At 62.5% G+C, this 12,246-nt stretch carries 11 protein-coding genes; 8 read left to right on the forward strand and 3 right to left on the reverse strand.

Annotated features, from left to right (window positions below; genetic code table 11):
• Together KHQ28_RS19995 and KHQ28_RS20000 are read right to left on the reverse strand one after the other, a co-directional pair.
• The coding region (locus KHQ28_RS19995) for an FGGY family carbohydrate kinase (protein WP_265180509.1) at positions 1-262 on the reverse strand (262 nt) is incomplete at its 3' end.
• 12 nt (positions 263-274) lie between these two features.
• Positions 275-883: a methylthioribulose 1-phosphate dehydratase gene (locus KHQ28_RS20000; protein WP_002894164.1), complete on the reverse strand. Its 609-nt coding sequence runs from the start codon at positions 881-883 to the stop codon at positions 275-277.
• Between the two features lie 451 nt (positions 884-1,334).
• Here KHQ28_RS20000 and codB point away from each other — a divergent pair, with 451 nt between their 5' ends.
• The 7 genes from codB (at position 1,335) to KHQ28_RS20035 (ending at position 9,854) form a co-directional block, all read left to right on the forward strand.
• Positions 1,335-2,597 (forward strand): cytosine permease, encoded by a 1,263-nt coding sequence (gene codB, locus KHQ28_RS20005; RefSeq protein ID WP_032419228.1) that lies wholly within the window; start codon positions 1,335-1,337, stop codon positions 2,595-2,597.
• Entirely contained in the window at positions 2,594-3,829 is a 1,236-nt protein-coding gene (locus KHQ28_RS20010; protein ID WP_032419229.1) for a PucR family transcriptional regulator ligand-binding domain-containing protein, read from the forward strand. Before codB ends, KHQ28_RS20010 begins: the two co-directional genes overlap by 4 nt.
• Positions 3,826-5,064, forward strand: a complete 1,239-nt coding sequence (codA, locus tag KHQ28_RS20015; protein WP_032419230.1) for a cytosine deaminase — start codon at positions 3,826-3,828, stop codon at positions 5,062-5,064. The genes KHQ28_RS20010 and codA overlap by 4 nt, the downstream gene beginning before the upstream one ends.
• A gap of 145 nt (positions 5,065-5,209) precedes the next feature.
• Positions 5,210-6,160: a LacI family DNA-binding transcriptional regulator gene (locus KHQ28_RS20020; RefSeq protein ID WP_072157843.1), complete on the forward strand. Its 951-nt coding sequence runs from the start codon at positions 5,210-5,212 to the stop codon at positions 6,158-6,160.
• 121 nt (positions 6,161-6,281) lie between these two features.
• Positions 6,282-7,091 (forward strand): inositol monophosphatase, encoded by an 810-nt coding sequence (locus KHQ28_RS20025; RefSeq protein WP_004151655.1) that lies wholly within the window; start codon positions 6,282-6,284, stop codon positions 7,089-7,091.
• A gap of 110 nt (positions 7,092-7,201) precedes the next feature.
• Positions 7,202-8,560 carry an MFS transporter gene (locus KHQ28_RS20030; protein WP_002894151.1) on the forward strand — a complete coding sequence of 453 codons (1,359 nt, stop codon included), beginning with the start codon at positions 7,202-7,204 and terminating at the stop codon, positions 8,558-8,560.
• A gap of 25 nt (positions 8,561-8,585) precedes the next feature.
• Positions 8,586-9,854: a histidine phosphatase family protein gene (locus tag KHQ28_RS20035; RefSeq protein WP_004176900.1), complete on the forward strand. Its 1,269-nt coding sequence runs from the start codon at positions 8,586-8,588 to the stop codon at positions 9,852-9,854.
• Between the two features lie 60 nt (positions 9,855-9,914).
• Here the strand turns inward: KHQ28_RS20035 and mtnA are convergent, their stop codons facing one another.
• Positions 9,915-10,943, reverse strand: a complete 1,029-nt coding sequence (gene mtnA / locus KHQ28_RS20040; protein ID WP_004183373.1) for an S-methyl-5-thioribose-1-phosphate isomerase — start codon at positions 10,941-10,943, stop codon at positions 9,915-9,917.
• A gap of 101 nt (positions 10,944-11,044) precedes the next feature.
• On the opposite strand from mtnA, the gene mtnK reads away from it, so the two are divergent.
• Positions 11,045-12,244, forward strand: a complete 1,200-nt coding sequence (mtnK, locus tag KHQ28_RS20045) for an S-methyl-5-thioribose kinase (RefSeq protein ID WP_009308160.1) — start codon at positions 11,045-11,047, stop codon at positions 12,242-12,244.
• Positions 12,245-12,246: the final 2 nt, after the last annotated feature.

Raw genomic sequence — 12,246 nt, forward strand, 5'->3', positions numbered from 1 at the left:
CGCTGAGCCAGACCCCCTCCCCTTGCCCGGCGAGGCCGATAGCCCGCAGCCGCCCCGCCTGTAGCGCCGGATGGCGGGCAATCTGGCGCAGAATAGCCAGCACCGAATGCCACAGCTGGGTCATATCCTGTTCCGCGTAGCCATTGGCCGACAGGCGGGGTGAGGTATTTTCCGCGGCGCTGGCGCAGGCGGTGAAATGCTGATCAAACAGCACCGCTTTCACCCGCGAGGTGCCAATATCGATACCAAGATAAAAATCCATACCTGCTCCGGCTCAGGGCTCGTAGCGGCGGCGCATCAGCTCGCACTCGAACAGGAACTCCAGCCCCTCCAGTTGACGGCGGGCCTCCTGAATATCTTTCCCCCAGCAGGTCAGGCCGTGGCCGCGCAGCAGAAAGCCGTAGCGCAGCGGGCGGGTTTGCGCATAATCGGCAATCCGCGCCGCCAGGGCGTCAATATCCTGGTCATTATCGAAGATGGCGATCGGAACGGTATCGAGATGGCTATGCTGCCCGCTAAGGGTTTTCTGCATTTCATACCCCTGCAGCGCCAGCGTGTCGCTTTTTTCGATGCGCGACAGCACGGTGGCGTTGACGGTATGCACATGCAGCACCACGTTGGCTTCCGGGAACAGGCGATACACCAGGGTGTGCAGACCGGTCTCGGCCGACGGCTTCCGTCCGGAAGGCGCCTGGTTGGTGGCGATCTCAACCTGCAGAAAATCCTCGGTTGTCAGGCTGCCTTTGTCGCGGCCCGACTCGCTTAGCCAGCACCAGGTATCATCCTGACGCACCGACATATTGCCGCCGGTCGCCGGCGCCCAGCCTTTCGCGCCGATCCAATGACAGGTGGTGACCAGTTGCGCGAGTCTTTCTTGCCACATAGCAGTTCCTTAGGTTAGCGATGATTTATTTAGCCGTCTAAATGGCTATTTATCCGATACTAACACCGCTAACCGGAGGGGACAATATTTCAGGAAACACACACAAGACAAATGGTTATATCATAAAAGCATATTAAATAACCTTTATTCACAGTGATTTAACCAACCGTTTTCAGTACACCACTATTCTCCACTACTCTCTGGCCAGAAAAAGGCGGATCGTCCTGGCTAAAATTCTCCTCCGGCGCCAGGGATGCGCTCACCGCCCTCCTCTGCCCTGGACTGGTGCAAAACCTGGCAGGATGCACAGTAGAATGGCATTACCCCTCCGGGATCCTTCAATAAATGTGCATGTTGCACACCGCGCGCTATTCCCCGTGCCCGGTTTTTCCTGGCACATCTCTTGCTACTTCCGGCTATCACCGCCCATCTACCAGCCAGAGGTTCCAGGATGTCAAACAGCAATGATTTTCCCCTCGTCGAAGCGCCCGCCGCCGGACGCAAAGGCGTATTTTCCATCGCCATGGTGTTGTTCAGCTTTACCTTTTTCACCGGCACGATGTTCGCCGGCGGTAAACTCGGCGTCTCCTTTTCCATCGTCAATTTGCTGTGGATAGCCGTCATCGGCAACGCCTTGCTGGCCCTCTATGCCGCGTCGCTGGGCTGGATCGCCGCGCGCAGCGGCCTGAATACAGTGCTGATGGGCCGGTTCTGCTTCGGGGAGATCGGCAGCAAGCTGGCCGATTTTATTCTTGGTTTTGCCGAGCTGGGCTGGTACGCCTGGGGGACCGCCACGGTCGCTATCTCGCTGGTGAAGATCCTCGCCCTGCCCGAGGCGCTGACCCAGCCGCTGATGGTGCTGTTTGGCATTTTGTTCTGCCTCACCGCACTGGTGGGCTACAAGGGGCTGGACGCGCTGTCGCGCCTGTCGGTGCCATTGATGTTTGTGCTGCTGATGGTCTCCATGTATCTGGCGCTGCACCACGCCGGCGGCTGGCAAGCGATGACCCGTATTGCGCCGAGCGACACCATGACCTGGTCGGCGGCCATCACCATGGTCTTCGGCACTTTCGCCAGCGGCGCCACCCAGGCGACAAACTGGACCCGGCTGGCTAACTCCAGCCGGACCGCCATTCTCGCCAGCATGGGCAGCTTCCTCATCGGCAACGGGCTGATGATCGTCGCCGGCGCCTGGTGCGCTATCGTCTATCAACAGGCCGATATCGTTGAAGTGCTGATCCTGCAGGGGCTGTCGGTGGCCGCGGTGATCATGCTCTGTCTCAACCTGCTGACCATCCAGGGCCCCACCATATATAACGTCTCCGCCGCCGCCTGCCATCTGCTGCGCAGCGAACGTCGCCGGACGCTGACCCTCGCCGCCGCCGGGGTGGGCATTGTGCTGGCCATTGGCGGGATGTACGAAATGCTGATCCCCTTCCTCGTGCTGCTGGGCAGTATTATTCCGCCCATCGGCGGGGTGATCCTCGCCGACTACTGGTTCGCCCGCGGCGGGCGCTATCCCCTGCTGCAGAACGCCCGCCTGCCGCGTTTTAACTGGCTGGGACTCGGCGCCTACGCCGCCGGCGCGGTGGTGGCCTATCTTTCGCCGTGGATCGCGCCGCTGGTGGGGATCTCCGTCTCCGCGCTGGTCTATATCGCCCTGGCTCTGCTAAGCAAACGCCAGCCTGCCGCCGTCGCGGAGCAGGAGCCATGAGCCTGACGGTCAGCAAACTGCTGGCCCTTGAGGGACTCTTCGCCCTGCGTCTGCGGGCGGGAAAGCAAGGGCTGCAGCGGGCCGTACGCTGGTACTACGTGGCGGAAAATGAACATATCGCCGAGTGGATCATGGGCGGCGAGCTGGTGTTTATCACCGGCATCAACCATCCCCGGGATGAAGCCAACCTGATCCAGTTGCTGATGGAGGGCAAACAGCGCGGCATCGCCGGGATGGTGATCCTCACCGGCGAGGCCTATATCCACGCCATTCCCGCCACGCTGATCGCCCTTGCCGACGAGCTGGGCATGCCGCTGATCGAGCAGCCCTACCTGCTGAAGATGGTGATTGTCACCGAGCGCATCGGCACCGCGCTGGTCCGCAGCGAAAACGTCCTGCAGTCGCAGCGCGACATTCTGATGCAGCTGGTCACCGGCGACTATCCGGACCTGCAGATGCTCCATCAGCGCGCCCTGCACCAGCAGCTCGATTTTACCCGTCCGCTGCGGCTGGCGGCGCTGCGTCTGGAGGGGTTGTCCCGCCTGTTTCGCCAGTTCCCGCCCGAGCAGGCCGAAGCCTGGCTGCTGCAGGCCCACCGCAGCGTGCGTCAGCAGCTGCAGCAGCAGCTCAACCAGCAGGGCAATTCCTTTCCGCTGCTGGAGCGCAGCAACATGTTCCTTTTCCTGCTGCCGGATGAGGAGGGGGAAGGCTTTCAGCAGAAAAAATGGCTACAGCAGTGGCTGCAGGCGCTGGCGGACGGAGAGGAGAGTTTGTCGCTGCTCTGCGGCCTCTCCGCGCCGGTCAGGCAGCTGCAGGGTTACCCGCGGGCGCTGTCGCAGGCGCGCCAGGCGCTGGATCTGTGCGATACCCTGCGGCCAACCCAGCGCATCAGCGACTATCAGCAGCTGGGGTTTATCAAACTGCTGTCCGCGGTCAGCGACCCGGCGCTGCTCAACGATTTTATGCACGACACCCTCGGCTGCCTGATCGAGCCGGGCCGTAAAGCGCCGTGGCTGCTGCTGGAGACCCTCGAGACGCTGCTGCAGGAGAACGGCAACGTGGTGCGGGCCGCCGACCGGCTGGGTCTCCATCGCAACACGTTGCATCAGCGCATCCAGCGCATTGAAAAACTGACCGGCTACCCGGTCAGCCACCCTCAGTTTCATCTCAACGCCTCGGTCGCGCTGGTGATCTGGCGTTTATCGCAAAACCATTTACAGGACCCACCATGAAAATTATTAACGCTCGCCTGCGCCGCCAGGAGGCGCTGTTTACCCTTGACCTGCAGGACGGGATAATTCACCGCATCACCGCCCAGTCCGCGATGCAGACTGCCGACGCCGGGGCTATCGACGCCCAGGGCCGGCTGGCGATCCCGCCCTTCGTCGAGCCGCATATCCATCTTGACGCCACCCTCACCGCGGGTGAGCCGGAGTGGAACCGCAGCGGCACCCTGTTTGAAGGCATCACCCGCTGGAGCCAGCGCAAAGCGAGTATTACCCCGGAGGACACCCGCCAGCGGGCGCTGAAAACCATCGGCATGCTGCGCGATTTCGGGGTCCAGCACGTCCGCACCCATGTGGATGTCACCGACCCGTCGCTGGCGGCCCTGCAGGCGCTGCTGGCGGTGAAACAAGAGGCCGCCGATCTCATCGATCTGCAGATTGTCGCCTTTCCGCAGGAGGGAATCGAATCGTATCCCAACGGCCGGGAGCTGATGACGCGCGCCATCGAGATGGGCGCCGACGTGGTGGGCGGCATTCCGCACTATGAGAACACCCGTGACAAAGGGGTCAGCTCGGTGATGTTTTTGATGGACCTCGCCCAGCGTTACGGCCGCCTGGTGGATGTCCACTGCGATGAAATCGACGATCCGCAGTCGCGTTTCCTCGAAGTGCTGGCGGAAGAGGCGCGGGTGCGCGGCATGGGGGCGCAGGTCACCGCCAGCCACACCTGCGCGATGGGCTCTTATGATAACGCCTACTGCTCAAAGCTGTTTCGCCTGCTGAAAGCCTCGGGCATCAACTTCATCTCCTGCCCGACCGAAAGCATTCATCTGCAGGGCCGGTTTGACAGCTGGCCGAAACGGCGCGGCGTCACCCGGGTGGCGGAGCTGGATCGCGCCGGCATCAATGTCTGCTTTGCTCAGGACTCGATTCAGGATCCGTGGTATCCGTTGGGAAACGGCAATATCCTGCGCATTCTGGATGCCGGACTGCACATCTGCCATATGCTCGGCTATGACGATCTGCAGCGCTGTCTCGACTTTGTCACCGACAACAGCGCCCGGGCGCTGTGTCTGGGCGATAACTACGGCCTCGCCGAAGGCCGCCCGGCGAACCTGCTGATCCTCGATGCGGAAAACGACTACGAGGCCGTCCGTCGTCAGGCACGGGTGCTGACCTCCATTCGCCACGGCAGGGTGATTTTGCAGCGTGAGGTGGAGCACATCCGCTACCCGGTATAGGGCGCAAGGCGCTGCGCGACGACGCCTTTCTGTGATACCTTTTCAGGCAGTGTGCGTGACCGACGCCCGCCCGGGCGTCGGCCTCCTGGAAAACAGACGGCGCGAAACGACGATGAGCGATAAAAAATGGATTAAGGCCGAGGACGTGGCCAGACTGGCCGGGGTCTCGCGCTCGGCGGTCTCCCGCACCTTCACCCCCGGCGCCTCGGTGTCGGAGAAGACCCGGCAGAAGGTGCTGAGCGCCGCGGAAGCCCTGGGCTATCAGGTGAATATCATCGCCCGGACGATGATCACCGGCAGCAGTAATTTTATCGGCATCGTCACCGCCGGTTTCGACAACCCGTTTCGCAGCAAACTGCTGGCGCCGCTGGTTCATCAGCTGGCGCTCAATGGCTTTATGCCGCTGCTGATGAACGCTGACGATCCGCAGCAGCTCGCCCCCTCGCTTAAACAACTGCTGAGCTATCACGTCGCCGGGGTGATCATCACCTCCGGCGCGCCGCCGCTGTCGCTGGCGGAAGAGTATCTGGCGCGCAAGATCCCCGTCACCCTGATCAACCGCCATGCGGACCTCGCCGGCTGCGACCGGGTGTGCAGCGATAACGCCCAGGGAGCGAAGCTGGTGGCGGATCTGTTCAGTCGTCGAGGCTGGCGGCAGGTTGGCTTTATTGGCGAAAATCGCGAGAACTTCAGCACCCGCCAGCGCTATGAGGCTTTTATCGCCCGGACGTCGGATATGGCGGTGAGCAGCCGCTTCTGCGACGGCGGCGGCTATCAGGCCGGCTACCAGGCTGCCAGAGAATTGGTTGCTGAAAACCCCGGGATGCAGGCGCTGTTTTGCGCCACCGATATGCTGGCGCTGGGCGCCCAGGACGGCCTGCGGGACGCCGCCGCCCCGCTGCCGGCCATCGTCGGCTTTGACGATATCCCGCAGGCGGACTGGCAGCCCTATCAGCTCACCACCGTTCAGCAGAATACCGCCCTGCTGGCCCACCACGCGGTGGATTTGTTAATGACGCGGATCGCCCGCTTCAGCCTGCCCTCGCGCCATCGCGAAGTGCCGGTGAAACTAATTATTCGTCATAGTGCTAAATGAAAAAATCATTTTATGCTGGAGCGATCACAGAATCTTCTGCGAAACCCGGCCACACTCATTCGGCCCTTCGGGGCTGTTTTTTTCACGTAAAATGCACACGTGTGCAAAATAGGGAGTCACTATGCAATCTCAGGAATCAGAAGCGCTACAGGCCCGCTACCGTCTGGCCTGCGAGCTGGCGAAAGCGGGGGCTGAGCTGGCGTTTGAATACTATCAACAGCGCGAGGCGTTGACCGTCGACCATAAGGGCGACGACCTGCAGGATGTGGTCAGCGTGGCCGATAAGCGGGTGGAGGCCTTTGTCAAACAGCGCATTCAGAGCGCGTTTCCGGAGGATGGTTTTCTCGGCGAAGAGAGCGGCGCTCGCCTGCCCGACGCGCGAGTGCTGTGGGTGGTCGACCCCATCGATGGCACCAGCTGTTTCCTCAACGGCCTGCACACCTGGTGCCTGTCGCTGGCGATCGTCGCCGACGGCGAACCGGTCATCGGCGTGGTCTACGACCCCAACCATCGCGAGCTGTTTCACGCCCTGCGGGGCCATGGCGCCTGGCTCAACGACGCTCCGATCCGTCCGCACCCCGCGACGACGGTCAAAGAGGGCGTGATGGGCGTCGGCACCTCGCATCGCGTCACCCCGGCGGACTTTCTGCCGTTTCTGCAGGCGCTGCTCAGCGACGGCGGCATGTTTATCCGCAACGGCTCCGGGGCGTTGATGAGCGCCTGGGCGGCGGCGGGCCGGTTGATTGGCTACTACGAGCCGCACATGAACCCGTGGGACGCCCTGCCGGGGCTGGTGCTGATGCGCGAAGCGGGCGGCGCCAGCAACGATTTTCTGGCGCAAGAGGGGATCCAGCGCGGCAATCCGCTGCTGCTGGCCAGCCCAACGCTCTACCCGCAGCTGAAAAAGATGATCCCACAACCATTACATTAACCCTTACGGGTCAGGCTATTTCTGATTATGTACTCTACACAGTAACGATAACTTCATTCACGGACGAACCACATCAATCAGTCAGGCCTCCGACCTGCGGAGAACCACCTATGTCTGGAATTATCGCTTTTTTCCGGGCGTCGCCGCCGAAAGCGGGCGCCGCGTTTGATGAACACCGTTTTCGCCGGGTGCGCTGGCAAACCTTCATCGCCATGACCCTGGCCTACGTCACCTTTTACGTCTGCCGGTTATCCTTCACCGTCGCCAAAAGCGCGCTGGTGGAGCTGGGGATCACCCCGACGGAGCTCGGCATGATCGGCTCTACCCTGTTCTTCAGCTACGCCATCGGCAAACTGGTCAATGGTTTTATCGCCGATCACGCCAACGTGGTGCGCTATATGAGCCTCGGTTTATTGCTCAGCGCCGGGATGAACCTGATGATGGGGATGACCACCAACGCCCTGCTGCTGGCCATCTTCTGGGGGATCAACGGCTGGGCGCAGTCGATGGGCGTCGGCCCCTGCGCGGTCTCGCTGGCGCGCTGGTACGGCGTTAAGGAGCGCGGCACCTTCTATGGCATCTGGTCGACGGCGCATAATATCGGCGAGGCGGTGACCTATATGGTGATCGCCGCGGTGATCGCCGGGTTTGGCTGGCAGATGGGCTACCTGTCCACCGCCGCGCTCGGCGCCGCCGGCGTGGTGCTGCTGGTGCTGTTCATGCACGATTCGCCGCAGAGCAGCGGCTTCCCGTCCATCAACGTCATCCGCGATGAACCGCAGGAGGAGGTCGAAGCCCGCGGCTCGGTGTTTAAAAACCAGCTGCTGGCGCTGCGTAACCCGGCGCTGTGGACCCTCGCCCTCGCCTCCGCCTTTATGTACATCGACCGCTACGCCGTCAACTCCTGGGGGATCTTCTTTCTGGAGCAGGATAAAGCTTATTCCACGCTGGAGGCGTCCGGGATTATCGGCGTCAACGCTATCGCCGGCATCGCCGGGACCATCATCGCCGGCATGCTCTCCGACCGCTTTTTCCCGCGCAACCGCAGCGTGATGGCCGGGTTTATCAGCCTGCTGAACACCGCCGGCTTCGCCCTGATGCTCTGGTCGCCGCACAATTACTACACTGATATTCTGGCGATGATTATCTTCGGGGCCACCATTGGCGCTCTGACCTGCTTCCTCGGCGGGCTGATCGCCGTCGATATCTCTTCGCGCAAGGCCGCCGGGGCCGCGCTCGGCACCATCGGCATCGCCAGCTACGCCGGCGCCGGCCTGGGCGAGTTTCTCACCGGGATCATTATTGATAAAACGGCTATCCTTGAAAACGGCAAAACGCTGTATGATTTCAGCACGTTGGCGCTGTTCTGGGTGGGTACCGGTCTGGGTTCCGCGCTACTCTGTTTTACCACTGCCGCCATCGTCGCCCGGCGCCATGCCGTCGAACGGCAGACCTCGTTCTCCTCATAACCGATTAACGAATAAGGAAGAAGATATGATGCCTGCAAGACATCAGGGGCTGTTACGCCTGTTTATCGCCTGCGCGCTGCCGCTGCTGGCGCTGCAATCTGCCGCCGCCGCGGACTGGCAGCTGGAGAAAGTGGTCGAGCTCAGCCGCCACGGTATTCGTCCGCCGACGGCCGGCAACCGGGAAGCCATCGAGGCCGCCACCGGCCGACCGTGGACCGAGTGGACCACCCATGACGGGGAGCTCACCGGCCATGGCTATGCCGCCGTGGTCAACAAAGGGCGTGCGGAAGGCCAGCATTACCGCCAGCTCGGCCTGCTGCAGGCCGGATGCCCGACGGCGGAGTCGATATACGTGCGCGCCAGCCCGCTGCAGCGGACGCGAGCGACCGCCCAGGCGCTGGTGGATGGCGCCTTCCCCGGCTGCGGCGTCGCTATCCATTATGTCAGCGGGGATGCCGATCCCCTGTTTCAGACCGACAAGTTCGCCGCCACGCAAACCGACCCCGCCCGCCAGCTGGCGGCGGTGAAAGAGAAGGCCGGGGATCTGGCGCAGCGTCGGCAGGCGCTGGCGCCGACCATCCAGCTATTGAAACAGGCGGTTTGTCAGGCCGATAAGCCCTGCCCGATCTTCGATACCCCGTGGCAGGTCGAGCAGAGCAAAAGTGGGAAGACCACCATTAGCGGACTGAGCGTGATGGCCAATATGGTGGAGACGCTGCGTCTCGGCTGGAGTGAAAACCTGCCTCTCAGCCAGCTGGCGTGGGGCAAGATCACCCAGGCCAGGCAGATCACCGCCCTGCTGCCGCTGTTAACGGAAAACTACGATCTGAGTAACGATGTGTTGTATACCGCGCAAAAACGCGGGTCGGTGCTGCTCAACGCTATGCTCGACGGCGTCAAACCGGAGGCGAATCCGAACGTACGCTGGCTGCTGCTGGTGGCCCATGACACCAATATCGCCATGGTGCGCACGCTGATGAACTTTAGCTGGCAGCTGCCGGGCTACAGCCGGGGAAATATCCCGCCGGGCAGCAGCCTGGTGCTGGAGCGCTGGCGCAACGCGAAGAGCGGAGAACGCTATCTGCGGGTCTATTTCCAGGCGCAAGGCCTCGACGACCTGCGTCGTCTGCAGACGCCGGACGCGCAGCACCCGATGCTGCGTCAGGAGTGGCGTCAGCCGGGCTGCCGTCAGACCGACGTTGGTACGCTGTGTCCCTTCCAGGCGGCCATCACCGCGCTGGGTCAGCGTATCGACCGATCATCCGCCCCGGCGGTAGCCATGGTCCTGCCGTAGCGGCGCGGTGTTTGTCCGGGCCCGGGAAAACCTTTTTTTCCAGGCCCGGCACGACGTCCGTTATCCGTTGTCCGGCGCAAACGCCCCGGCGGCGACCTGCGCCGGGGTGACCACCCCGCTGTCCAGCACCCAGCCGCTTATCAGCCCAGCAGGCGTGACGTCGAACGCCGGATTGTAAACGGCGGCCCCCGTCGGCGCCCACTGTACCGCGCCGAAGCTGCCCGCCACTCCGGTCACTTCCGCCGCCGCGCGCTGCTCAATGGGGATCGCCGCCCCGTTCGGGCAATGGCGGTCGAGGGTGGTCTGCGGGGCAGCGACGTAAAACGGGATCTGGTGATAATGGGCCAAAACCGCCAGAGAATAGGTGCCGATTTTATTCGCCACGTCGCCGTTGGCGGCGATACGGTCGGCGCCGACCCACACCGCATCCACCTGCCCCTGCGCCATCAGGCTGGCGGCCATTGAATCGGCGATCAGCTGATAGGGCACGCCCAGCTCGCCCAGCTCCCAGGCGGTTAAACGACCGCCCTGCAGCAGCGGCCGGGTTTCATCAACCCATACGTTGGTCACTTTTCCCTGCCGGTGCGCCAGCGCGATAACGCCGAGGGCGGTCCCTACCCCGGCGGTCGCCAGGCCACCGGTGTTGCAGTGGGTCAGCAGTCGACTGCCGGGCTTCACCAGCGCACTGCCCGCCTCAGCGATGCGGTCGCACAGCTGTTTATCTTCTTCGACCAGACGCAAGGCTTCCGCTTCCAGCGCCTGCGGGTAATCCTCCCGGGCCAGCGCCTGCTTCATGCGATCCAGATTATTCATCAGGTTGACCGCCGTCGGCCGCGCCGCGCGCAGCGTCTCCAGCGCCTGCTGGAGTGCATCCCGGTTCAGGCCGCGCTGGGCCAGCAGGGCCAGCAGCAGGCTGGCGGACAGGCCAATCAGCGGCGCGCCGCGCACCCGCAGGGTATGAATATGGTCCACCAGCAGCGCAACGTTATCCGCCGCCAGCCAGCGTTTTTCCTGCGGCAAGGCCTGCTGGTCGAGAATAAAAAGCTGATTTTCACTCACCCGCAGGCTGGTGGTCTGTAATGTCTGCATGTCGTTAAATCCCTGTTGCGTTGTTGTATCACATTGTGTCAGGATGGAATCCAGAAGTATAGACGTCTGAACGGCTTAATCAGAATTCGAGGATCGAGGCAATGTCGCAATACCATACCTTCACCGCCCACGATGCCGTGGCTTACGCGCAACAGTTCGCCGGCATCGACAACCCATCTGAGCTGGTCAGCGCGCAGGAAGTGGGCGATGGCAACCTCAATCTGGTGTTTAAAGTGTTCGATCGCCAGGGCGTCAGCCGGGCGATCGTCAAACAGGCTCTGCCCTACGTGCGCTGCGTCGGCGAATCCTGGCCGCTGACCCTCGACCGCGCCCGTCTGGAGGCGCAAACTCTTATCGCCCACTATCAGCACAGCCCGCAGCACACGGTAAAAATCCATCACTTTGATCCCGAGCTGGCGGTGATGGTGATGGAAGATCTTTCCGACCACCGCATCTGGCGCGGAGAGCTTATCGCTAACGTCTACTATCCCCAGGCGGCCCGCCAGCTTGGCGACTATCTGGCGCAGGTGCTGTTTCACACCAGCGATTTCTACCTCCATCCCCACGAGAAAAAGGCGCAGGTGGCGCAGTTTATTAACCCGGCGATGTGCGAGATCACCGAGGATCTGTTCTTTAACGACCCGTATCAGATCCACGAGCGCAATAACTACCCGGCGGAGCTGGAGGCCGATGTCGCCGCCCTGCGCGACGACGCTCAGCTTAAGCTGGCGGTGGCGGCGCTGAAGCACCGTTTCTTTGCCCATGCGGAAGCGCTGCTGCACGGCGATATCCACAGCGGGTCGATCTTCGTTGCCGAAGGCAGCCTGAAGGCCATCGACGCCGAGTTCGGCTACTTCGGCCCCATTGGCTTCGATATCGGCACCGCCATCGGCAACCTGCTGCTGAACTACTGCGGCCTGCCGGGCCAGCTCGGCATTCGCGATGCCGCCGCCGCGCGCGAGCAGCGGCTGAACGACATCCACCAGCTGTGGACCACCTTTGCCGAGCGCTTCCAGGCGCTGGCGGCGGAGAAAACCCGCGACGCGGCGCTGGCTTACCCCGGCTATGCCTCCGCCTTTCTGAAAAAGGTGTGGGCGGACGCGGTCGGCTTCTGCGGCAGCGAACTGATCCGCCGCAGCGTCGGACTGTCGCACGTCGCGGATATCGACACTATCCAGGACGACGCCATGCGTCATGAGTGCCTGCGCCACGCCATTACCCTGGGCAGAGCGCTGATCGTGCTGGCCGAGCGTATCGACAGCGTCGACGAGCTGCTGGCGCGGGTACGCCAGTACAGCTGAGT

This window comes from Klebsiella sp. 28, from assembly GCF_018223905.1.
Classification (GTDB): Bacteria; Pseudomonadota; Gammaproteobacteria; order Enterobacterales; family Enterobacteriaceae; genus Klebsiella; species Klebsiella pneumoniae.